The sequence below is a fragment of the Lederbergia wuyishanensis genome (assembly GCF_022900255.1).
Lineage (GTDB): Bacteria > Bacillota > Bacilli > Bacillales > Bacillaceae_C > Lederbergia > Lederbergia wuyishanensis.
The window spans coordinates 85,243-110,429 of sequence record NZ_JALIRM010000009.1 but is presented as its reverse complement, the minus strand read 5'-3'; the positions used below and the strand labels follow the sequence as shown (position 1 = coordinate 110,429).

Annotated in this window: 20 protein-coding genes; 9 read left to right on the top strand and 11 right to left on the bottom strand. The window is 35.9% G+C overall.

Translation table 11 applies throughout. The annotated features are described in order from the left end of the window. Window positions 1-166: 166 nt before the first annotated feature. The 3 genes from MT489_RS12985 to MT489_RS12975 all read left to right on the top strand — a co-directional run bounded on the left by MT489_RS12985 (window position 167) and on the right by MT489_RS12975 (window position 4,042). A complete protein-coding gene (locus tag MT489_RS12985; RefSeq protein WP_244681989.1) occupies window positions 167-334 on the top strand; it encodes a hypothetical protein in 168 nt (55 codons plus the stop codon). Window positions 335-1,244: 910 nt separating this feature from the next. Further along, window positions 1,245-3,209, top strand: a complete 1,965-nt coding sequence (locus MT489_RS12980; protein WP_244681988.1) for an LTA synthase family protein — start codon at window positions 1,245-1,247, stop codon at window positions 3,207-3,209. A gap of 236 nt (window positions 3,210-3,445) precedes the next feature. After that, on the top strand, window positions 3,446-4,042 hold the full coding sequence (locus tag MT489_RS12975) for an AAA family ATPase (protein WP_244681987.1): 597 nt from the start codon (window positions 3,446-3,448) through the stop codon (window positions 4,040-4,042). A gap of 275 nt (window positions 4,043-4,317) precedes the next feature. On the opposite strand, the gene MT489_RS12970 is transcribed toward MT489_RS12975, so the two are convergent. From MT489_RS12970 to MT489_RS12960, 3 genes are all read right to left on the bottom strand, one after another. Continuing rightward, window positions 4,318-5,553, bottom strand: a complete 1,236-nt coding sequence (locus tag MT489_RS12970) for a quaternary amine ABC transporter ATP-binding protein (RefSeq protein ID WP_244681986.1) — start codon at window positions 5,551-5,553, stop codon at window positions 4,318-4,320. Next, window positions 5,550-6,410 carry an ABC transporter permease gene (locus MT489_RS12965; RefSeq protein WP_244681985.1) on the bottom strand — a complete coding sequence of 287 codons (861 nt, stop codon included), beginning with the start codon at window positions 6,408-6,410 and terminating at the stop codon, window positions 5,550-5,552. Before MT489_RS12965 ends, MT489_RS12970 begins: the two co-directional genes overlap by 4 nt. A 250-nt stretch (window positions 6,411-6,660) precedes the next feature. After that, window positions 6,661-7,656 carry an ABC transporter substrate-binding protein gene (locus MT489_RS12960; protein ID WP_244681984.1) on the bottom strand — a complete coding sequence of 332 codons (996 nt, stop codon included), beginning with the start codon at window positions 7,654-7,656 and terminating at the stop codon, window positions 6,661-6,663. 742 nt (window positions 7,657-8,398) lie between these two features. On the opposite strand from MT489_RS12960, the gene MT489_RS12955 reads away from it, so the two are divergent. After that, entirely contained in the window at window positions 8,399-8,554 is a 156-nt protein-coding gene (locus MT489_RS12955; protein ID WP_244681983.1) for a hypothetical protein, read from the top strand. A 38-nt stretch (window positions 8,555-8,592) separates the two neighbouring features. On the opposite strand, the gene MT489_RS12950 is transcribed toward MT489_RS12955, so the two are convergent. The 4 genes from MT489_RS12950 to MT489_RS12935 form a co-directional block, all read right to left on the bottom strand. Next, entirely contained in the window at window positions 8,593-9,339 is a 747-nt protein-coding gene (locus MT489_RS12950; protein WP_244681982.1) for a hypothetical protein, read from the bottom strand. Window positions 9,340-9,457: 118 nt separating this feature from the next. Continuing rightward, complete coding sequence (locus MT489_RS12945; RefSeq protein WP_244681981.1) at window positions 9,458-9,946, bottom strand: DinB family protein; 489 nt, start codon at window positions 9,944-9,946, stop codon at window positions 9,458-9,460. A 23-nt stretch (window positions 9,947-9,969) separates the two neighbouring features. Next, window positions 9,970-10,380, bottom strand: coding sequence for a GNAT family N-acetyltransferase (locus MT489_RS12940; RefSeq protein WP_244681980.1), 411 nt, complete (start codon window positions 10,378-10,380; stop codon window positions 9,970-9,972). Window positions 10,381-10,405: 25 nt separating this feature from the next. Beyond that, on the bottom strand, window positions 10,406-11,059 hold the full coding sequence (locus tag MT489_RS12935) for a pyridoxine/pyridoxamine 5'-phosphate oxidase (protein WP_244681979.1): 654 nt from the start codon (window positions 11,057-11,059) through the stop codon (window positions 10,406-10,408). 474 nt (window positions 11,060-11,533) lie between these two features. Between MT489_RS12935 and MT489_RS12930 the strand changes: the two genes are divergently transcribed. From MT489_RS12930 to MT489_RS12910, 5 genes are read left to right on the top strand one after another with little or no spacing between them, the layout of a single operon-like run. Beyond that, a complete protein-coding gene (locus tag MT489_RS12930) occupies window positions 11,534-13,153 on the top strand; it encodes a GGDEF domain-containing response regulator (protein WP_244681978.1) in 1,620 nt (539 codons plus the stop codon). Further along, window positions 13,154-14,197 (top strand): HEAT repeat domain-containing protein, encoded by a 1,044-nt coding sequence (locus MT489_RS12925; protein ID WP_244681977.1) that lies wholly within the window; start codon window positions 13,154-13,156, stop codon window positions 14,195-14,197. It begins immediately after the preceding gene. A gap of 4 nt (window positions 14,198-14,201) precedes the next feature. Then, window positions 14,202-15,602, top strand: coding sequence for a glycosyltransferase family 2 protein (locus MT489_RS12920; protein WP_370876396.1), 1,401 nt, complete (start codon window positions 14,202-14,204; stop codon window positions 15,600-15,602). Between the two features lie 23 nt (window positions 15,603-15,625). Continuing rightward, complete coding sequence (locus MT489_RS12915) at window positions 15,626-15,985, top strand: response regulator transcription factor (protein WP_244681976.1); 360 nt, start codon at window positions 15,626-15,628, stop codon at window positions 15,983-15,985. Further along, window positions 15,982-18,834 (top strand): ATP-binding protein, encoded by a 2,853-nt coding sequence (locus MT489_RS12910; RefSeq protein ID WP_244681975.1) that lies wholly within the window; start codon window positions 15,982-15,984, stop codon window positions 18,832-18,834. The genes MT489_RS12915 and MT489_RS12910 overlap by 4 nt, the downstream gene beginning before the upstream one ends. Window positions 18,835-18,885: 51 nt before the next feature. Here MT489_RS12910 and MT489_RS12905 read toward each other — a convergent pair whose 3' ends face one another. From MT489_RS12905 to MT489_RS12890, 4 genes are all read right to left on the bottom strand, one after another. Beyond that, window positions 18,886-22,074 carry a hypothetical protein gene (locus MT489_RS12905; protein ID WP_244681974.1) on the bottom strand — a complete coding sequence of 1,063 codons (3,189 nt, stop codon included), beginning with the start codon at window positions 22,072-22,074 and terminating at the stop codon, window positions 18,886-18,888. A gap of 124 nt (window positions 22,075-22,198) precedes the next feature. After that, window positions 22,199-23,020, bottom strand: a complete 822-nt coding sequence (locus tag MT489_RS12900; protein WP_244681973.1) for an energy-coupling factor transporter transmembrane component T family protein — start codon at window positions 23,018-23,020, stop codon at window positions 22,199-22,201. After that, complete coding sequence (locus MT489_RS12895; RefSeq protein WP_244681972.1) at window positions 22,962-24,611, bottom strand: ABC transporter ATP-binding protein; 1,650 nt, start codon at window positions 24,609-24,611, stop codon at window positions 22,962-22,964. Before MT489_RS12895 ends, MT489_RS12900 begins: the two co-directional genes overlap by 59 nt. Beyond that, a complete protein-coding gene (locus MT489_RS12890; protein WP_244681971.1) occupies window positions 24,608-25,186 on the bottom strand; it encodes an ECF transporter S component in 579 nt (192 codons plus the stop codon). Before MT489_RS12890 ends, MT489_RS12895 begins: the two co-directional genes overlap by 4 nt. Window position 25,187 lies beyond the last annotated feature (1 nt).

Here is a 25,187-nt window from a genome sequence, read left to right as displayed (position 1 = left end):
TTGGGATGCGGTTTTTGTTTGTATTTTATATATTAGATCTCTAAAAAGAGATTGTTAGTTAATGACTCCTCCATCCGTTATTCTATTGGATAATTATACGTCTTTCCTAATAACTTCCTTTGGATTGCGCATACTAACGAAGTAAAAACTGAAAGGAGCGAAAAGAATGAGTCGAGGCAAAGGTTTTAACCATAAAGAAAAAGGCCATCCAGGTAACTTCCCCAAAAATAGTATTAGTGAAGAGAAAGAGCACACAAGGCAAACGGAGCAAATGGAAGATATCGCAACTCATGAAGCTTTTAAAAATCGAGTCAAAGATGACGAAATGCCATGAAATAGGCAATTGTTGGATTCTAGGCTTTATCTTGTAGTGAGGAGGCTGGGACATAACTAAAACAATCAAACCTAAAGACGAACAATGATCTATCTTAGCGGAGGAAATATACGAAGACTCCTGTGGGAGGAAGGCATAGGTGAGACCCCACAGCTCGGGACTAGCGAGGAGGCTCACCAGCCGCCCACGGAAAGCGAAGTATATTTCAGGAGCGGGTATATACACTAATCAACCTATTGCTCGGATTTATCTTTGTAAAAATAGTTATGTCACGTTCTCTATAATAGATGTGGATGTTAAACTAGTTTACTGGACTATTTATGATATTCTCCTTGGTTTACTGACTCTTCCCATACATTGAATTTGTTCCCATCAGCATTTTTGAAAATAAATTGCATTCCACAGGCGCCCTGGTCAATAAGGCGCTCAAGTCTGCACTGTTATCTATAAACTTTTGATGAAGTTCCGCAATATTTTCCACCTAAAAAGTCAGTGAAAACATTTCATAGTTTTCTCCATTCCATCGATCAGTTATAAAATTGGCGTTTTTATTTCTTTGGATTCTAAAAGAAATAACTAATTACCTTCGCCTTAAATCATAATCGAACCATCCGGTTTTTGCTTTTTTAATTTTTAACATTGGGCGTACTGCCAATTTTTCATTAGACTGTACAACACCTTTCAAAATATCTCCTCATTTATTGTGTTTAACGCCATTAACCTCGATAAAATACTGCTACTCATTTCACAAGTAAATAAAATTCTTGAAAAATTTGAAAATAATGAGGCAAGCTTTCATACATACGTTAAAATAAAAATATATTTAACTTGAACCAATTTTTCTGTACATTGTAACCCCTTACTTACTATTACGTCTAAATAAGTGAATTATCTTTTTGGAGGTGAAGATATGACCACATTGTTAAAGGAAGAATTACTGTTCATATACTTTTTTCTTTCGATTTGCTTTATTGATATTATTTTTAGAATATCGACGATCAATGCTTTTACATACACAGATATCGTCATTTCCTTTTATTTTCTAACGGCTTATTTGTTAGCCATTTATTTAATATGCAGCTTCGTAAAAGGTATGGCGAGATTGATTCTATCTAGTTTTCTGTTTATCGTTGTTGTTTTCATATATGTTTCTCAATTGATCTATTTTCAATTTTTCCGGACCTTTTACAATATGTATTCTTTAGGAAATGGGGCCCAGATTTTTGAATTTTGGAAGGATGTAGCACAGTATTTACTTGACCATTTTCTCATTGTCCTCATACTATTTTTCCCTATCATCATGTTTATTGCTTTTGGCAAAAAGATGTTTTCTTTTAAAAAAATCAGTTGGATTAAACGGTTTGTTTTGTTTGCTTTACTTTTACTTTGTTATACGGCCGGAATCGTGTCTGTACATGCAAGCGGAAAAGAGCAGAACACAGCATATGATTTGTATTTTAAGAACAGTTCTCCCCTGCTCTCAGTTGAACATCTTGGCTTACTAACTACAATGCGACTTGATTTACAAAGACTCGTCACTCATTGGTCGCCTGAAGTAAAGGCTCCTGTAATAGGTAAGCCTAACCATATTGAACAAAAGCCTCCAAAAAAAATACCAGAAAAGCAACAAGAAGAAGAAAAAATAGTTCAATACAATGTGTTGGATATCGATTTTCCTAAACTGATTTCAGAAGAAAATGATCAAGTTGTAAAAGACATGCATCAATATTTTGCAAACGTTCAACCTACAGAAAAAAATGATTACACGGGGAAATACAAAGGCTACAATCTTATCCTCATTACTGCGGAAGGATTTTCACCTTTTGCAATTGATGAGAATGTAACCCCCACCTTATATAAACTCACCCATGAAGGGTACCAATTTACAAATTTTTATACACCTATTTGGCAAGTCAGCACTTCAGATGGTGAATATGTTGCCTTACAAGGCTTAATACCGAAAAGTGGTGTGTGGAGCTTTCAGGAGTCGGGAAAAAATAGTCTCCCTTTTGTTCTCGGAAATCAGTTGAAAAAGTTAAATTATTCGACTCGTGCTTATCACAATCATACGTACACTTACTATGGAAGAAATATTTCCCATCCTAATTTAGGATATGAATACAAAGGACTCGGAAACGGGCTTGTTGTGAAAGAAACATGGCCGGAATCAGACCTGGAAATGATGGAGAAGACAGTGCAGGGATACGTTCAGGACCAGCCATTTCATACTTATTACATGACGGTAAGTGGTCATATGCAGTATTCATTTACAGGAAATTATATTGCATGGAAAAACAAAAAATATGTTGAGCATTTGCCATACTCCGACCAAGCAAAGGCTTATATAGCAACGCAACTTGAACTAGATCGTGCCTTAGAAAATTTGCTAGCCGAATTGGAAAAAGCCGGAGTTGCGGACAAAACATTGATTGCTATGAGTGCAGATCATTACCCATACGGTCTCGATGATAGTACAATCGATGAACTAGCAGGTCATCCTGTTGAAAGAAACTTTGAACTTTACAAGAATACATTTATTTTATATACAAAAGGAATGAAGCCAGAAGTCATTACAAAACCTGCTTCAAGTTTAGATATTTTACCAACGCTCTCTAATTTGCTTGGCATAGATTACGATTCGAGGCTTCTGATGGGTAGGGATATATTTTCCGATGCTGAGCCGCTCGTTCCATTTTTAAATAAAAGCTTTATAACCGATAAGGGAATGTACAACTCAGCTTCACGGACATTCGTAGCAAATAACGGAGAACAAGTCGATGAGGATTATGTTAAATATATGTCTTCGGTTGTCGACGCTAAATTCTACTACTCCACGAAAATACTTGAAAAAAATTACTATAGTAAAATTAAATGAGTGTTAGGCGCTGGACCAAATCCGGCGCTTTAGACTGTTGACAAGCATTGGCTTTCTGGGTTGCTAGCCTTATTGGAGTCCTCATTGCAAAGTATTGCAACTCTATGTGGGAAAAGGCATTGCCCCTTGAAAAACTAAAGTTTTCAACTATTAATCTGAATGTAATTCTAAATTGATTTATCTATATTATGATACGCGGAAATAAATCCGGTGGCTGTTATAAGGGGAGAACATTATTGATTATATGGATTAATGGAACTTTTGGTTCGGGGAAGTCTACAACCGCCTATGAATTACACCGAAGGATAAAGGAATCCCATGTATATGATCCGGAACGATTTGGATACGTTTTAATGCGGAATGTTCCCATGACGATAGCAAAAAGTGATTTTCAAGATTATCCGTTGTGGAGAGAAGCCAATTATAAACTATTAAAACAAATCGCCGAACAATATTCAGGAATTCTCATTGTTCCCATGACGCTTACAAATGAAGTTTATTTTAATCAAATCGTTGGACGTTTAAGAGTGGATGGAATAGAAATTAAGCATTTCACATTGTCAGCAACAGAAGAAACAATAGAAAAACGACTTAAAAAGAGGCTTGAAGGAAAAAATTCCTGGGCACACAAACAAATGGCGAAACGTCTAGAAAGCTTAGAGAAAGATATTTTTCAAGAGCAAATATATACAGATTCCATGACAATTGATGAAGTCGTAGAAACAATCGCACGGAGGTCGGGCATTGAATTACTACCAGATTCACGAACAAAATTGAAGAAAACGATGGATAGACTTTCAACTGGAATAAAGGAGTTTGGGATATTTAAATAGGTGCGTGTTTTTGGGTATGTTTGAAAGGATGCCACGAAGAGGTCTTGTCCTTTTGAACATTCGACAGATATCATACAATAACGAGGGGCGCCATCCTATTAAAAAATCCATCGTGACCTTTCGAGTCAAATTTACAGTGGTAAGGGCACGATGGAACCCTCATCGTGACCTTACGAACCAAATTCATAGTGGCAAGGGCACGATGCAAACTTCATCGTGATCTTCCAAACCAAAAATACAGAGGAAGAGCTCCTGCCCGCCTTTCTCAGGTTAACCTACACAATTACGTTTTCTTCTCCTTCTACCCCATCGCCATTATCTCCATTTTCCCCATTCTCACTGATCAAACTCGCTAACACGTGCACTCTCAAAATAATTCCTTTGATGTGCTTTTTCTCGTCTACCACTACAATCGGATATTTCGTTTCAAGAGCTTTCGGAATAATATCCTGTACATATTCATCAGGACCAACTGTATTGAAGTCAGTATCCAATACTTCTTGCAATGTTTTCTTTTGTTTCAAGCCTTCTATGGCACGATCAATTGTAACTAGACCTTGTAGTCGTCTTTCTCGATCGACGACAAAGGCACTGGATATTCCGTTTGCTCGCATCACTTTCACCCCTACATTCAATCCGTCTTTCAACGAAACTAATCCGAATGGCTTCACCATTATATGTTCTGCTTGTAAAATTTTAGAGCGATCGATGTCTTTTATAAACTCGGAAATATATTCGTTCGCAGGTTCCTCTAGTATTTCTTCCGGAGTTCCGATTTGTTCGACGACACCATCTTTCATAACTGCAACGCGGTCACCTATTTTAAAAGCTTCATTTACATCGTGGGTAATAAAAATAATCGTTTTCTTCAATCTGTTCTGAATATCAAGAAGCTCCAGCTGCATTTCTCTGCGAATTAATGGATCAAGTGCACTGAACGGTTCATCCATTAATAAAATATCAGGATCATTCGCTAAGGCGCGTGCAATCCCAACACGTTGCTGCATTCCACCAGATAGCTCATCAGGATATTTATCCTCATACCCCTTCAACCCTACTACTTCCAAATGTTTTTGAGCAATATTACGGCGTTCTTCTTTCGCCAATCCTTGGACTTCCAATCCATATTCGATATTTCCAAGAACAGTACGATGGCTAAAAAGGCCAAAATGCTGAAACACCATCGCAATTTTCTTTTGCCGATAGTTTTTTAGCTGTTGTGCATTATATTGAACGATATTTTCTCCGTCCACATAAATGGCTCCAGTAGTAGGACGATTCAACATATTCAAGCAGCGAATTAATGTTGATTTTCCGCTGCCGGAGAGCCCCATGATGACAAAGGTTTCTCCTTCCATAATTTCCATCGAGGCATTATAAACGCCAACCGTATAACCTGTTTTGGCTAAAATATCATTTTTCGATACTCCCTTTTCAATTAAAGGGATGACTTTTCTTGCTCGTTTCCCAAAGATTTTTGATACATTTTCAAGTTTCATTTTTACCGTCATTTGTCTTCCCTCCTATGCTTTTGAAGACGTTCAGCAATTCCACCTGTAATACGGTCGATGATGATTGCAAGGAAAACGATACTAATCCCTGCCTCAAAGCCTAATGCAATATCAATACGATTTATTGCATATAAAACTCGTTCACCAAGTCCTTGTGCTCCGACCATTGAACCGACGACTGCCATCGCTAGTGCCATCATTGTTGTTTGGTTAATACCAGCCATCATTGTAGGCAATGCTTGAGGAAGCTGAACTTTTACTAACATTTGAGTCGTTGACGATCCAAATGACTGTGCAGATTCTATGACTTCCTTATTTACATTTCGAATTCCAAGCTCCGTTAACCGGCTCACTGGCGGCAGTGCATAAATAACCGTCGCAATCACGGCCGGAACGTTTCCAAGAGGGAAAAAGAAGATGACAGGGATCAAATATACAAAGCTTGGCATGGTCTGCATCGCATCCAAAATTGGACGCATAGCCGTCGATAAAACCTTATTAAACGCCATAAAAATTCCAAGTGGGATTCCGATAATAAGTGAAAGTAAAACGGAGATTAAAATAATTGCGATAGTCGTCATCATTTCCGGCCATAAATGAAACGTTCCAACTAAAAACATAAAAAATGAGAATAGTAATCCACCATAAAAGGTTGTAAAATACCACCCGAGTAAAAAAATGATGATGATAAAAGCCCACCATGGAATTGCTAGTAAAGCAGTTTCAAGACCCTTTATCGAGTTTGATGCTATAGCAAAAATAAAATCAAAAAACCATTCAAAATGTTCAGCTAAAAAATCTATAAACTTTTCTACGCCCTGACCTATTGGTACGCGTATATCAGGAAATTCACTCATAATGACAAGCTGTATAAAAACAGCTATTCCAACACCTTTCTTATTAATTTTTCAATACTGCTAAAAAAGCACAAGCATACAGTCTTTAGGCAACTAACAAAGATTTTCCTCCCCCCAAAAAACGATCTTTGACTTTTTGGATGAGCAGCCGGACATTCAAAGACTTCATTCAAAGCTAAGACCTTCTTACTCTATAAAAAGAGGAGAACTGCAAGCTTATGCAGTTCTATCCTCCCAAACTACGAGTCTATTAGTTCAACGCTTTCTTCACCTTCTCGGCCACATCTTCCGGCACCCACTCGGTCCAAACATCTTCATGCTCTTTCATCCACCATTTTGCCGCTTCATCTGCCTCTGCTTCATTTTTTTCCATATAATTGAGTGCTTCCTCTGTTAATTCATTGCTTGTTTTGTAGTTTTGTAAAAACTCATAGACATCCTTTGCTTGTGTAGGAAAATCTTTATGAACTGCAACGACAACATCATTTGGTGGGAATTCTGTCCCTTTATTTTCCTCCCACATCGCTTCATCATATGGATGGTCTTCTAAAAGTGTTAGGTCAAATCCAGCCGTTACCCATGTAGGTGACCAATAATATCCGACCCACGGCTCGCCTTTTTTATAAGCCCCGGCTAGTGAAGCAACAATAGCCGAATCTGATCCTGGAGCCAAGTAATTGTATGTTTCGTCCAATCCGTATGTTTTGATTTTTGTTTCCAAATGTTCACTTACTACCCAGCTTGAAGGTGCACCAACAATTCTTCCTTTACTTGGATCTTCAGGGTCTTTAAAAATCTCTGGGTATTTCGCCAAATCTTCTACAGTCTTTAAATCAGGAGCAATTGGTTCAATCCCCCGCTCCTTATCCCCTTCAATCACATACGATGGCACATACAATCCTTGTGCATTATCATCGAAATTTGTTGAAGCTTTAATAATGCTCCCTTTTTCGATCGCCTTTTCGTAAACTTCCTTAATGTTATCTGTCCATAATTCCATATAAACATTGATATCACCTTGTTCCAACGCTTGTACCGTTGCAGCAGTTGTTCCAACAGTTACATCTGTGTCATACCCATATCCTTCTTCGACAATAAATTGTGCAATGCTGTTGTGGACACGAAGGCTGTCCCACCCTGCATCGGCAAACTTGATTACTTTTATGCTATCTTTGCTAGCTCCACTGCTACATGCAGTCAATAAAAGTAACATACTAGTAAACACAATCAGATAAAATTTACGCATGACAAATAAAAACTCCTTTTTTATTATTTTTTTACTAGCAAACAGGCTGTTTTAAGAGTAGAACATAACAGATTTTTAGGTAGGAAGATTTGAAGAGAAAAACCTGGACTTTGTAGTGGGTAAACTGCCTATATTAATGGTACGGGGATTATGAAATCATTACAAATGATTATAAGTATTGTATATGCGCATAAGCTGGGATTGAATAACCTCTCGCCATGTTACAAAGACTTTTCATTAAAATTACTGCCATATCCTCTGTTATCATCAATTTTCCTGTTATATACCACAAAATACATTTTATAAACATTACATTTTTCAAACAAAAGCTGTTTTTATAAAGGTTGTATTTTTTGTAAAAGTCCAAAAGACGGCTTTACCCTCAAAGAGGTTAATTTAGGGATTCTTCTGAAGGACGCAGCTTCTTTCTTAGGGGGATTGACAAAGTTTTGAGTTCTAAATTTATTCTTATTTTTAAACATAAAATGTCGATGAAAAATATTCCATTTTATGTTTCATTTTTTTTATTTTTGGCTATACTTATATCTAATCCATAGTAAATAAGATCCACATCTTTTCCAAATTTTTATAACAATTTTTTCAAGCAAATTTGGAAACTTATAAGGGGTTTCATGTTATAATAATAAAAAAATAAAGATGTTTTTTTGAAGTGTATTATAAACTTTATATATATTTTTTTATAAATAAATATATCAAAGATAAAAGGAAGGCGTGATATGGTATGACGGCAGAAAATCTGGATAAACAAACGGTAACTGTTAATTCATCCATCTCCTTAAAAGGAATTGTGAAAGCTATTTTCAAAGATAATGTTCATGTCCAAATCGGCGGAAAAGTGATTTCATTACCTCTTTCTAATAAAGACATTTTAAAATAACACTTAATATAACAAACAGGTGATGCCTAAAATAAGCATCACCTTTCTTGTTTTTTGGATTCCTTTTTTTCAGGGGCCATCAATAATGTTAACGATTGGTCATTTCCGTTCATTAACTTATACACATAAGCTGACGTTAGCTTAAATCCGTTTTCAATTTTCTCGGCTAAAAAGCTGGCACGCTCGAACAGAACTGATCGAAGATGACTTATTTCTCTTAAAATTTTCTCCGTCAATGCCTCTTGATTTTCCAATCTGTTAGAAACTTGTTCCTGAATTACTTTTTGTTCAGAAAGCTCTTCTTTCATTTGCATTTGAATATCCATCTGATCTTTGATCTTTAATATCAATTGTTCATTAGCAAATTCGGATTTTTTCAAACGATTAACAATTTCGTTATTCATTTCATTTAATTTTGTCATTTGTTCAAGCCATTGTTGCTTTATAGCAAGTTCATCTTCCTTCTCTTTAGAACTTTTATCTTCGAGTTTCGAAAGCCAATCAATCACTTCGCCTTCAAATTTTTCATGCTTTAAATGAATATCTCGTAGTTCATCCAAATGCTTTCCGATTTCTGTCCACTGGTCTGTATGTGTTTTTTCCTGTTGCTCATATAATATTTTTAAATCGAGGAAGGAATGAGTTAGTACTTTATTCGCTTCTCGCTGCTGCATCATCAATTCAGATAAATAATCTATTTTAAAAGTATTTTGATTCGGCGCTTGAATCTTATCCTTGTTTTTAAAAACTTCCGGATGGTCATTATTGTTAATAAATAACCCCACTCCATTTCACCCCTTTTGTGCATCGATTGTATTATCTTATGCGTTAGGTGTATGGAGGGGGTACAGTGATGGAGAAAATTTTAGGAATTTCCCCATGTGAGTAGGTATTTAGTTTTTACTACTTTTTTTGAGGTATTGGTGCAAGTCCTCTTCCAATCAGATTGGCGGATACGGGTTTTTTTCCTATTTCTCTAGCCCAAATGGACAATTGGCCAACATGATGAATTTCATGTGCGATCACATGTCTCATAACCTCACCCCACGCATCAGTGACAACTCGTCCATCTGGCATTGTATCTTGAAGTATATTATTCTCCATGCTCTCATTCCAATTAGAGACAAATTCTTTAACTTCCGGCTTAAATCTTGCGTCGAGCTCCCGTACTCTTTTTAAGCTTTTGTACTCCTCAAAATCCTCCTGAAAATCTGTTTTTCCTTGAAGAACTCGTATCCAGCTCCACTCAACATCTATAATGTGAAAAAGCGTTTGCAAAATTCCTCCCACTCCACCTGTCCTGTTAAGAAGCAATTCTTCTTCAGAGAGTTCCTCACACCAACGATACCAATCTTCTCTGACCTGCCAATTATAACGAAAAAATGTTTGCATATCTTTCCCTCCATTTTTAAAATTCAATCGACCTTATTTGCATTCATTTGTTTCAAGCCTACTGCAAATTCCTTGAATCCCAGTCCTTCATAAAAGGGAGCATTATTCTTTTCGCTGAACAATTCAATATGTACATTTGCTTTTTGGCTTTCCTCGACTAACATTCGAACAATTTTGGATCCTATCCCTTTATGTCGATAATCTGGTTGAACAATCAAACCGCATAAATATCCATTAATGATTCCGTCCGAAATAATACGTCCAGTGCCTATTAGCCGATCCTCATGATAAGCAGAAATGACCAACCAACTTTGAGCCATTGCTTGATGTAATTCTTCTTTTGTTAGCTTTAAGAAATCATCCCAGCCATCAAAGTTGTATAAATTGTATAATTCCCCAGCTTTTGGGATCTGATTTGTATATACGATCTTCATTTTTTACTCCTTGTTTTTAGTATGATTAAGGCCATAAGAGCGCACGGGTCCATTGGTTTTCGTGGAATCTGTACTGAAGTCTTATATGTTTACGATCAGAGCTGCCTTGCCAAAATTCCACTTGATCCGCTTGCACACAATAGAGTTTCCATGAAGAATATACTAAATCAGGATTGGCTTTCACATCGCTAAGTTTTCGATCTAACTCACCATCTAATTCTTCCCTACTTATAAGATGATTGCTTTGTTTTCCAATTAACGCACCTGCTCGTGCAATTTCACTTCTCTCTAAGAAATCCTCCGCACACCGTTCACTTCCCATTTCTACGGCTTTACCTCTTATTCGAACTTGTTTTCCAAGTAATGACCAGTAAAAGGTAAGAGCAACCTTTGCTTCTTCGGCTAATTGCTTTCCTTTACTACTCTCAGAACTAGTTGCGAAATACCATCCATTTTGGTCTATATTTTTTAAAATTAATACTCGTGCATCCGGATGTCCATTACCGTCAATTGTAGAAAGAGTCATGGCATGTGGTTCTGGAACCTCTTTCTTGATTGCAATATGCAGCCATTCTATAAATAATTCATGAGGATCTTCTGGCACATCGTCTGTATTAAAATTGCCCAATGAACCTTTCAATACATTAAGGTTCCTCAGGAGAACTTTCATATTTTCCATAGTCTTCTTCCTTTCATAATATAGTTTGAATATCAGTGACTAATAGAAGAATAATGTATCTATTGTAGTTACTTTTTTAAAAATAAAGAAATTTCTGCATAAATATATTCAACTATTCTTCCATAAGTCCTGAATCCTATTAACTATCTTCATTTATTTAGAACAAATGATTTGGGTTTTTCTAGAAATTCCTAGATAATAATTAAAGGCTCTTTTCTTAAACATTGTTGCTATTTTATTTTAATTTAAAATAATAAGAATATATTTGGAGCTCAAAACTTAGTCATTCATAAGAACCGCCAAGCTCTTCTTGTAAAGGTAAAAGTCGGCTTTTTGGCATATACAAAAACAACAAACTTTCCGAAAATAGCCTAATTAAATGATTAAAACAATAATTTTCTTCATAATATCGTTTATGTTTATTTTTAATGCTACGATAATTATATTATAAAAATCACTAGGGGTAGATATAAAATGCCGAATTTTGACAAATACTACTCTCTTATAAAAGAACGAATTCGCAATACGTTCCTGCAATGGAAAAATAGAGAGGAAATAACTGAAAAAGAAATCTATTTATTTCTTCATAATTTAAAAGGAACTGCTGGAACTATAGGCATTGAACAGATTGCAACTATTGCAAATGAAAAGCTGCAATTAGTGTCGGAATCTAGCTTAGAACAATGGAAAACGGCAAAGTGGATGAGTTTCTTAGAAGAGTTAAATAGTTTGACAATAGAATTGCCTTCAATTCCGGAATTCAAAAAAATTGAAGATACCAATCATTTCATCGAAGATAAAACGATTCTGCTTATTGATGCAGAAGTGGATTTTGTTACATCGATTAAGGAAGATTTAGAAAGTCAAGGTTTTCACGTAATGATTGCCTTAAATATCGATAAAGGTCTTGAACTGTTTTATATGATGAGGCCGAGCTTAGTCATGTTGGATATTAATATTAAAGAGTCCCACGAAACGTCGATTTTGGAAAAGATGGTTTCAGCTACAAGTAAATCATTTACCCCCATTGTAATCGTGAGTAACGAAAATACTCTTGAAAACCGGATTATGGCTTATTCCATTGGTGCTACAGACTTTATTTCCAAACCCATTCAAAACGAATTATTCATCCCCTTTATACTCAATCGAATGAGGACGCAGCAAAACATACAAAAAGCTGTAATCGTGGATGAATTGACAGGCGTCTATAATAGAAAGCATTTGATTAATACTTTAGTAAAAGCGATGAAAACTTTCGCACGTAACCAACGGCCTCTCTCCGTATGTATAATTGATCTTGATCATCTTAAACAGGTAAACCAACAATTTGGCCATGTCACAGGAGATGAAGTATTAAAGTCATTAGCTTCTGTTATTAACGAATCAAAACGCGAATCTGATTTATTATTCCGATATGGTGGAGATGAGTTTTTACTTTATATGCCCGATACGAATTCAGAAAAAGCTATGGCTTTAATTGAACGTATTTCGACAACTTTTCAAAAGAAGAGATTTGTAGATAGAAATAATGAGTTTTCTCTTACTTTCTCTGTTGGCATTGCAGAAATCAATGAAAAAAATAATACCACAGATGGACTACTTGACCAAGCAACGAAAGCATTACTTGAAAGTAAAAATAGTGGTCGTAATAATGTGACTATCTTTTCACAGCATAATGAATCATCCATAATGGAAAAATTACATTTTATCATTATCGACGATGATTATATGGTAAGAACGATTTTAGAAAAGAGCCTATCCTCCGTAGCATTTGGCCGTAATATTTCGGTAATTATCCACTCTTTTGAAGATGGAATTCAATTTTTGAATTCACCATGGTATCACAAAAATGATAAATATATTATTTTATTGGATGGAATTATGCCGAAAATGGATGGAATTGAGATATTAACCAAAATAAGAAAAGATTATCCTGATAAAAATATTGTTATTTCTATGTTATCTGCTAGATCAAGTGAGAAAAACATTATACAGGCACTAGAAAAAGGAGCAGATGATTATATGCTGAAGCCTTTTAATATTCCAGAGGTGGTAGCGAGATTAGGGCGCCTTGCACAAAGGATGCTGTTGTAAATGAATACAATGATCCTCCTCTATCTTATTTTGATCATCGCAGCTGCTCAGTTACTCATCCTATGTTACTTATTAATAAGAAAGTACAAGAATAATAAACGTCAGCTATATGTAAAAAAAACATATGAAACTCTCATGCCTATTTATCTTGAATATATAATGGCTAGTCCTGAACAGGATATTGAAGAAATAGTGAGACGTGACGATGATTTAGCTATCGTTGAAAAAATCCTTATCGATTATTTACGAAATGTTAATAGAAACGAAGATGTTATCCGTATCCAACATTTAGCAGCTGCATTATTAACTGAAAAATATACAAAAGCACTGCGAAGTCGACAATGGTCTACACGGATGAACACCCTATCCTTAATTGAGCTTTTTAAACTAAAAATATTTATCCTTCCACTTTTAGAAAAACTAAACACCTCGAACAAACTGGACGAAGAGATAGTTCAAACGATGAAAACTGTTGCTTCCTTGCAGGAACTGGGATTAATTAATTTCTTAGTGAAAAAAACCGAAATCCCTGAAAGAGTATTATTTGATATATTGGTACGTTATGAAGTAAAGCACATCGATTCAATCATTAACATGATTTCAAATTCACATGATGAACGAATTCTCCGTGCTCTTATACAGGTGATAAGTAATCATCATTACCAAAATGGATTCCCATTCGTGCGCCGCCATTTATTAAGTAAAGATGGAGAAACGAGATTACGAGTGTTACAAGCATTTGAAGAAATGAATCAAATGGTAGATCCTAGTGAAATTACTCCTTTTCTTTCTTCAACAATTTGGCAGGAACGTATGCTTGCGGTAAAAATATGTGCAAAATTAAAGCTCAATCGTTTTCAACCTTTTTTAAATCAATTAATCGGAGATCAAGTTTGGTGGGTACGTTATTACTCTGGTCAAGCCATTAGTCAGCTTCAAGACGGGGAACTGTTACTTCAATATATTGCCGAACAACATCGAGATCGTTATGCAAGAGACATGGCGAAGCAATGGATGTCAACGATGATGGGAGGAACTATGTAGACTAATGGAAAAGGTTATTTATTTTTTTACTATATTAGTAACAATTTACATGACGACCGTCGGATTCAGTTATTTTTTATTATTTATATTAGCTATCAAAAAGGTAGAGAAAGAGAAGGATTTAAATAAAGATCTTTATACGGATGAGCTTAGAGACAAACAAAGAACCTATCCTGTATCCATCATCGTACCTGCATATAATGAAGAGTTAGGAGTAACAAGTACAGTTCGTTCATTGTTATCGTTAAATTATCCTGATTTTGAAGTGATTGTTGTTGATGACGGTTCTTCAGATCGAACAGCAGAAGTCATGATTGACACCTTTCAAATGAAAAAGATATCTCCAGCGATTCGAAAGCATCTTGAAACAAACGAAATACTGGATGTCTATCAATCCACTATTTTTGATGACGTTATTCTTGTCAAAAAACGAAATGGCGGAAAGGCAGATGCGTTAAATGCAGGTATTAATGTTTCTAAATATCCATATTTTTGTGCGATTGACGGTGACTCTATACTAGAATCTGACTCATTGATAAAAACGATGAAGCCCATTGTAGAGTCGAACGGATCAGTTATTGTTGCAGGTGGAAGTATTCGTATCGCCAATGGTTGTAAAATATCAAAGAGTAAAGTTGAAGAAATTAATTTGCCTACACAGCCTATCGTCATCATGCAAATTATTGAATATTTCCGAGGGTTTTTAATAGGTAGAATAGGACTAAGTCGGCTTAACATTCTTCTTATCATTTCAGGTGCATTTGGCATTTTTAATAAAGATCGCGTTATAAGAGCTGGTGGTTATAATACTCATACACTCGGTGAGGATATGGAGCTTGTCGTCAGAATTCATCGTCTGTTACAGGAAGAAAAATCGAAGGAACGTATAGAGTATATCCCTGATCCCGTTTGTTGGACAGAAGCTCCATCCACATTAAACGTTCTTCATCGCCAACGTTTACGCTGGCAAAGAGGTTTAGCCGAGACATTATTTATACACCGCAAAATGCTATTCAATCCAAAATATAAAGGAATAGGGATGATTTCCTTACCTTACTTTCTAATAGTTGAGTTGTGTAGTGGATTAATAGAAGCTCTTGGTTATTTGATTATTATTTTTGGGCTACTTTTTTCATTCATTGATACGAAAATTGCACTGTTCATGTTTGGGGTTACCATTGTCTATGGATCTCTTATTTCAGTCTTGTCTGTTCTATTGGAAGAATGGACCTTTCATAAATATCCAAAGATCTCCCATCTATTAAAATTGTATTTTTGGGCACTTACAGAAAGCTTCTGGTACCGTCCCCTTCTACTTGGCGCAAAAATAGAAGGGCTGTTCTTAGCATTTACTAAGAAGAAGTCATGGGGCGAGATGGAACGTAAAGGTATATCAAGCGATTAATCACCTGAGAGGAGTATCTCATTATGAAAAAAATACTTGTAGTGGATGATGAAGAGATATTAAGAATGTTAATTGTCGATACACTGGAAGATTCGGGCTATATTATTCACGAAGCCCCAGATGGATTGGCGGCTCTAGAACAACTACAAAAAGAGAACTACGATTTAATGATTTTAGATTATATGATGCCCTCTATGACAGGAATAGAAGTGTTGACTCATATTCCTTCAACGCTCAGGGTGAAATTGAAAGTGTTAATGCTGACGGCAAAAACACAAGAAAAAGATAAACAGGAAATGCTCAAGGCTGGTACTGACTTTTTTATGGCAAAACCATTTAGTCCTCTTGATTTAATGTCTGTTGTCGAGGAGATTCTTCAATGAATAAACACAATCAAGGCATTCGTAAAGAATCATTAAGACTAATTCTCATCATTTCCGCCATCATGGTTATTTTATCGAGTCTTTTAGGCTTATACATTGATGACCTTCAAAATAAATTAATGGCTGATCAAGAGTACCTCGAAAAGAAAACTGCGGTTGCCGATGAATTAGGTCATTCTTTATATGAGGTTATCCTTCGTGCGCGTGGTTATTATGCCTTCAAAAATGATTATGAACTTGTTTTGTTAAATAAACATTTAGATATATTAGAAGAAAAGATTAATCAATTTTCTAAAATGGCAGAAGAGGAAGAGGATCGAAATTTAGCATCCGAATTAGAAGAATTTTATCAAAAATATCGTTTCGGGGTCCTTCCAAAAGGATTAGCGCTTGCAAATGCCAATGATTATGGTGCTTTACAAAAATTATCACATGGTGAATCTGGTGATTTAGTAAATGGATTTTTGTTGAGAATTAATTCGTATAAAGATGAAAATATTAGCAAATTAAATAAAGCAAATGAAGTAATAATGAAAAAATCGAATAGTTATACCCTTATTTCCGCCCTCTTGTTTAGTCTTGGATTTATCGCATTGTCCATTGCTATGTGGGTCATCTTAAATCGAATCATTAAACCTATAGAAGAATTGGATGCAGCTTCACAACAATTAGCTTTAGGTAAGCCTATTTCATTCACTTCCAAAATGAATCCCAAAAATGAGATTGGAAAGTTAATGCATTCCTTCTCAGAGATGGCAAAATCGTTACAATCCAAAGAGGAAGAGCTGATGACACAAAACGAAGAACTGCAGGCTCAACAGCTTGAGCTTGAAGAACATCAGCAAAAACTACAAACATCCTTAAATGTACAAGAGAAAACAACGAATCGCCTTGAACGCTTAAATAAGCTAAACCATGATTTAACTTTCACATTAGATCAACAAAAACTCATTAACTCTATCCAACAGTATTTACAGGATTTATATCCTTTTGATGCAAGCATTTTTTGGACTACTGATGAAAAAATCTATGCATCTCATGGATTATCAGACGAAACAATAAAACGAGTTGTAAACGAAAATGCAGTGATCAATAAAGCGCGATTAAAACAAGAAAGAGCATACGTGATTAAACGTACTGTAACGAATGAAGAAAATGGAATTGCAGAGCAACCTTTTTATGCTTACGACTTGTATAGTGGAGTATTTGATTCAAATGATGAAATACTAGCTGTTTTTTGCGCAACAAGATTAGGGTCACCTATTCATGAGGAAGAAATTGAAGAATTAATCGGTATTCTTCAGCGTGTCTCACTCTCAATCGGACGAATATTAGTCTATAAACAGATAGAAAGTTCTAGGAAGTTAAATCAAGATATCGTAAACAATGTAAATGAAGGAATACAGTTCGTTGACATTAATGGGACTATGCTTCAATTTAATGAAACATTATGTAATAACATCCTTCAGACAGATTGGGTACATAACAGCGAAATTCCTGTTCATGAGTGGATAGAAACTTTCCTTGATACCGCAGATAACAAAGAGGAACTAGAGCAATTTTTTAATGACGCTATGTCAGAAAAAACAACAGAAGTAATGAATTTATGTTATTCCATTAAACAACCTAAGGAAACATTTCTGAATGTCTATGCATCTCCAGTTTGTCGAAACAATGAAAGAGTCGGAACTATTTTTGTTCACCGTGATATTACAAAAGAGCATGAAGTTGATCAGATGAAATCAGAGCTAGTAAGTACCGTCAGCCATGAACTCCGTACTCCTTTATCAAGTGTTCTTGGATTTACGGAATTATTGCTCAACAAAAAAGTCACACCTGAACGTCAGTACAAATATCTTACTACGATTCAAAAAGAAGCCCAGCGTCTGACAAATTTAATCAATAATTTTCTCGATATTCAACGTATGGAATCTGGCAAACAACAATACGATATGTCGAATTGTCGAATCGGTGAGATTACTCTCGATGTAATCCATCAATTTATCCATGAGAAAAATCATTCCATCTATCTTGTTGATGAGGCAGCGAATGATATTGTACGTTGTGATAAAGATCGCTTAGTTCAAGTATTAACTAATTTAGTAAGCAATGCCATTAAGTTTTCACCATATGGAGGAACTGTTGAAATAGCTTTAAGAAACAACCATAACCAGCTTGTTATATCCGTTAGTGATGAAGGATTAGGCATATCTGAACAAGATATTCACACGCTATTTCAGAAATTTAAACGCATTGATAATAGTGAACGAAGAAAAATAGGCGGTACTGGATTGGGACTTGCTATTTCCAAGGAAATCATTGAACAGCATGGAGGTAGAATTTGGATTGAATCTAAAGAAGGGAAAGGTACCACCGTATTTATCACATTGCCCGTCATCGAACGGCAAACTGAACAACACGAAGACCTCGAACTGAACCATACTGGTTTAAATGTGATTATGGTAGAAGATGATTCAAGCATTGCCCTTCTTTTATCAGATGAATTAAAAAGGAAGGGATTTAATGTTATTCATCACTACAATCCGGAAATGGCTTATCAAGAGGCTTTAAAATTACCGCTTGTTGGCTTTGTCATTGATTTAATGTTAGGGGACGACATGAACGGTTGGGATCTCATCAAGAAATTAAAGAGCACAGATAAAACCAAAAATATTCCTATTATCATTTCCTCTGCACTTGATATAGATGAAAATAATATGAATAGATATAATATAGAAAAATATTTAACAAAACCGTATCCACCTGATGAGTTATCTAAAACGATTGATGCCATTGTACAAGCCAGCATTTCTGGAGGAAATGGCGAAGTTCTTTTTCCAAAAATATAATAAGTAAGATAACAAACAACCACAAATCGCAATCGACTTGTGGTTGTTTGTTTAATTGATTGTAGAAAAGAATTTTTTAACAATGTCGTATGATTGTTTTAATCTTTCTTTTGAGACAGGCATGTCCCATTTCTCCCATTGATACTTATAAGGATCTGATATCGTTTTCGTACTAGGATCAACCTGTGGAAATGATTCTTTCAAATGGTTGTCTTTGTCTAACAGGAGTGCTGAAATTGAAATACCATCTGTCTCCTTCGATCCTTTCATTCCTGTTTCATAGAGGTCACCCATCACCTCTCGTTGACTCGGATCCTTTACGTTCAATAGCAGCCAAGGGATGCGAATCTCAATGATTCCCTTCTCCTCATTGATATAATAATCTGCCAAAGAATCATATTCTTTAGAGTCCGGATTTCCATTTCCATGACGCAATTTACCAGTTTCATATGATTCAAATGGTAGAATTTCATTCGTGTCCGGCCTTACCATCTTTTTGTTTAACGCGTAACGAATTGGGTTAAATGTACCGCTATTATCGATTGGTTGTTTAGGCAAAGGATCAAGCATTTTTAACTGGATACCATACTGGTATAGGAAAGTATCATAATAACTGTTTACAAGAAGCTCCCCTTTTTCTTTTCCTTCAATTTTTAAAAGGTAGTCGGCCCCGAATGATAGATTTATTTGTGGGATAGATGAAATTTTCTTGTTGCCTTGATCTGTATTTACATCGAATAATAGAACAATTGATGAATCATCAAGCTTTTCTACATCCATTCTGATATATACATATTTTTCATCATGATTCATAAAAACTTGCTGCAATTGTTGGTCTGGCTTTGAATAAACTGGCTCAATTCCGTCCCAATCCGATTGATCACCATCTATTTTTATTTTCAACTGGTCGAAACTTAACAGTCCAAATTGCTGCTCATTTGTTTGAGCATTGGACCAATATGGTCTACGGTCTGGATTATCAAAATCCATCGTATTCCACGTTCGTTTAAACCATTCATCCTGCCAGGTGAAAATCAATCCGCCTAGCATCCCCTCTTCCCTTATATCTTCATAAAGATGAACAAGATACTCGCCTTGCTCCTTTTCTGTAAGAAAGCCTTGATTCCAACCAAAAGGATTCACATGAGTGAGTCCACGGGAAGCTGGAAGTCCATATTCAGCAATCAGAATAGGCATATCATGTGCCTTTTTTAAATCGTGCAGATAGCCGGCATAGTTGTTTTTTTGCCCTCGGTGATCAATATAGGAAGAGTATTTTTCCTCTAAATTAAGAAAATCTGGGTAATACGGATATACATGATAGGAAGCAAACATGCCTACCTCATTTGCGATACTTTTCGTCTTCAAATGATTAGGATTTACTGTAGCCATATCTTCCATATTCGATGGCTCTGCTGGATGATTCAATAAATCGGTTGATACCCAGTTCGTGAAGCTAATCGGCCGCATTGCCTTATAGTGCTCAATTTCATATTTTGATAATTCATCAAGCTGCCAAGCAAGCCATTGTTCCATTCCATTTCCATCTTCAGTATATACGTAAGAACCATTGAAATCCGGTTGATCTTTATATTTTGTCGTCATCTGGTCGACCATATACGGATACCATTCAATCCCAATGACCCATCCAACTACATAAGGTGAAATATCTGCCTGATAATTTCCAAAAGCATGTCCAGGCTTTTGAGTAACCACTTTGTTGCCATGAATGACATCTACGATTTTTTTATATTCAGCTTGAAATTCATCTACGATCTCTGGAGTGTACGCATCCAATGTTTTCTCAAGAGGCCCCTCATCAATCCATACACCATGTAAAATATATAATGGGTTTTCATGGGATTCATTATAACGTTTTAAAGCACGGTAAAAATCAGGAGGATGAAGAGTGTACACCCTTATTGTATTAGCATTCATCTTCCCTATATCTTCAAACCAACGATAGTACTCCTCTTCTGTAATAGCAGCCTCTCCTGGAAAATAGCCTGGTTTCCCCATACCGAGGTTAACACCTTTTATCATGATAGGTTCCCATTTACCATCTACATACACTTCAAAAGCATCGTTATGAATGCGAGTTCGATAAGAGACATTGTCCTTTTCTTCATAAGTTACTGGATGCTCTTTTTTATGAATAGTGACGCCTTCTTTCATTATTTTTTTCATCATAGGGACATAGGTTTTCCAAAAAAAACTGCTTTCTGGAAAAAACGATTCGAAAGTAAGCGCGGACTTTATCTTCTCTAAGCCTGCATAAGAATAAGTAGCAGGAGCATTTTGAAGATAGCTAAAATCACCCGCAAAGTAAAAAGCATCTGAATTGTTTACTTTTTTATTAATAATGGCAGGAAATGAATTCGGGATATCATATTTATTAACCGTTTCTTTCCCCTTATCTGTTAAGTTCCATGAAAAGGAGGCAAGCACATTTTCCTCGTTATTGGTTTTAACAATTTCAAACCACCCATAAAAAGAAGGACTTGCTTTCATATTAAAAGTAGATTCTCCTTTACCAGAAAAGGAAAGATGAAGTTTTCCATCACCAATTTCGCCATGTTTTTTATCTAACACAACAACTGCATCTTCACTTTCATTAACCAAAATATAACCTGCACCATCAAAGTTCCATTCCCCTATATTTTTTTCATAGGTTTGAATAATCGGTTTAGGGATATCGCTGTTTTTCTTAGTAAGATCCTCAAAGTAACGTCCTGTCCACCCACTCCATTGGATTTGATAAAAATCGGTTATAGCTTTTTGCACTGCCGCCTCTTTAGGTGAAGATAATATATTATATTCCGTAACTAAGGTGCTTTCATTGTTTTGAACATGTTCCGTTATTGAGGTCCATTCCTCTTTGCTAACGCCGCTAGCCAACTGCTGATCGGACGTTGTAAAACCTGATGCATCTGCAAGATAAATTAGCTTACTATTTTTTAAATCCGATGGGAAGTGTCGTAGTTTAACATTATCGCCTTTTTTATCACGTATGGCTCCATAATAATCTAAGTTTGTTCGGTAAGGATCCCCATTTTCCTTTTTCAACTTATAATGATTCAATAACCAAATGATTCCCGAATGTTGTGGAAGTTTCTCCATTGGTTCAGCTTTATCCATGATCACTACCTGGTAGGAAGTGCTTGGAGTCCATAACCAAATAAAGAAAGGAATAGCTAAGATGACTATCATTAAGCCTACAATTGTTACGTATTTTTTCAAAAAGAATACCTCATTTTCATTTGATAAAACATATTATAGCACTTACACCACTTATTGGTTTAGAGAATACCACAAGTTTCATATAGTCATTAATTTCTTTAACCATGCAACGTAATTGCTAGACTTATAAGGAACCAATTCCTCTGAACGTTCCAAGAAGTACGGAAATGAACAAGCTTACGAAAAATAATCCAACCATCAAGCAGAGAAAAAACCAATCATGACGACAAACGGTCACTTTGTGAAAAAATGTCCGATTACGTGACCCGGTAAATCCTTTTGATTCCATTGCTATCGCCGTGCGTTCTGCTTTTCTAATTGCACTTGCAAGTAAAGGAATAATGCACTTTATTTTGGCCTCGATTTTTCCTCTGAATCCTTGCATACGATTAACACCTCTAACTTTGTGAGCATGGCGAATAATTTGTAATTCATCCTTTAATAGGGGTAAAAATCGGTACCCAGCAAGAATCCCATACGCAATTTTCGGGGGCATTTTACATTGCTGTGTAAGACTTAGAATAAATTTGATTGGATCGGTTGTCATAATGAAAAGAAGAGACAGACAAGAAAAGCATAATACTCGAAATCCCAGAGCTAATCCGATGGATAGACCATAGTCTGTAATGACAACAGGTCCTAATTGTACTAAGGTAACAGTCCTTATTTCGGCAGGTGGCTGGGAAAATACAACTGTTGTCCAAATATAGCCAAATGCCAAAATAAAGAATGGAAAAAAAAAGAACAGCCACCTTTTTAGCTTTACTTTCCCTAAGATAAATGTAACAGCCAATACTAAGAGCCATAATATGAATGGTGTTACAGGATCAAATACAAATGAAAGACACAACACAAGAATGATAACCGCCAATGCTTTTATACTTGGATTAATAGATTGAAGTTGCAAAATATTCACCTCGTAGTTTCCATTGTTTCGAAACTTCATATCTTAAAGGCAGCTCGAGCTGTGCTTTTTCGAGCACTTCTTTTGGTCCCGAGAATAGTTGATATGGAGTTCCTTGAAAACTAATTTCTCCATCGACTAACACAATGACATAGTCAGCATATGAATCTACAAGCTCCATATCATGTGTAATCATCAGGGCTGAAGTCCCAGAATGAAGCCGCCTTTCAAGCATAATCATCAATTCTTTCGTTGTTTTAGCATCTTGTCCATAGGTAGGTTCATCCAAAATAATAAAAGATTGTTCATCTACAAGCATTGTTGCAACGCTTAATCTTCTTTTCTGACCTTGGCTTAGCGAAAATGGATGATGATGTTCGACATGTTTCAACCTGAATGAATAAAGTACTCCTTCAATGATCTCATCCATTCGTTTTTCATCCATTCCTTGCACTTTCAGAGAAAAAGCCACTTCACTGTATACCGATTCAGTAATAAATTGATGTTCTGGATTCTGAAAAACATAACCTATATTTTTACTAAGCTCCAATTCTCTATAGGCAGTGAGCTTTCGGTTTTGCAATAAAACCTCTCCATAAGCAGGTTTTTCCAACCCGCACAATAAATAAGAGAGTGTTGTTTTTCCGGCACCATTGGGACCGACAATTGCAGTTAGTATGCCTTTAGGAATGTTAATATTGATGTCTCTCAAGATACTTTTCTTTTTTCGTGAGAAAGAAATATTTTTAGCTTCTAGGATTATTTCTTTTGGGGGAGTTAATTTTTCAATTATTACCGGCACTTCATCCAAAATCTCAATGAGTTCCTCGACGGTAAAAGGAATTTTATGAGAGGTTAAAAATTGTTCCTTGTATAAAAAAGTTTGCGGCAACCAGATTCCCAGCTCTTTTAACTGTTTCAAATGGGAACGGAAGCAGCTTTGAGAATCCCCATCAAACATTATTTCTCCATTATTAGAAAGGATTAAACAACGATCTATAAAGTTAATCCAGTGATCAAGCTTATGCTCAATAACGATCAGTGAAAACTGTAATTCTTTTTGCAGCCGCTGAATGGTTTTAGCAAAATCTTTAGTCGACAAAGGATCGAGAAAAGATATTGGTTCATCTAAAATGATTAATCTCGGTTTCATCGCCAAGACACAGGCCAATGCTACTTTTTGTTTCAATCCTCCAGAAAGGGTAGCTATATTAACAGACAAATAGCTTTCTATTCCCATTAACCGCGCTGCCCATTTTACCCGCTCGGCCATTTCACCCCGAGGTAAATTAATATTTTCCAATCCAAAAGCAATTTCATCTTCGACTGTTAACATACAGAATTGGGTTTCGGGATCTTGGAAGACTACTCCAACATATTGATTAACTTCTCCAGGTAAGTACTCTTCAATTTTTTTACCAAGAATATAAATATCTCCTGTGCTTATTCCATCAATGGATCGAGGAAAAAGCCCATTTACACATAGTGCAAGCGAACTTTTCCCTGACCCACTCGGCCCCATTAGCAAAAGATTCTCACCTTTTTCAAGTGAAAAGGAAATATCGTTTAAGATAGGAGGTTCTGATTCATCATAAGAAAAGGAAAAATTGCATACTTCCAATAAACCAGTCATGCTGCATTTCTCCTTTTCCTTTCTTTCCCTAATTCCATTCCGTTTAGCACTCCCGTCTTCGCGAGCGCATCGCTAATATATTTGCCCAATAATCCTGCAAACAAAGCTCCAGAAATGAGTCGGATAATAAACATCCATAGCACATATTGAGGCGACAATGCTTGAAAACCAGAAAGGAAATACCCCCACGCGAAACTAAAAACGGAAGACCCCATTCCAGCTGCCATTAAAACCCAGACAGAATATCGTTTCCATCCAGTGGCCGCAAAAACAAGTTCCGCACCTAAACCTTGAATCATTCCGGACAATATTAATCTCGGTCCATTTACGTTTCCTATTAATACTTCAATAAAGGCTGCAATAGTTTCCGAAAGAAATGCAGCTCCTGGTTTTCGAATGATATAAGCAGAGATAATCGAAACTATAAACCATATTCCAAAAATCGGCTCATATCCTATTGGCCCCATGAAACCGACCATGACATTTCCAACTTGGAAAAATAATAAATATACTATGGCGAAAGCAACCGCCAACGTAGACATGACGACGATTTCACGCAAATTCCATTTGAACATG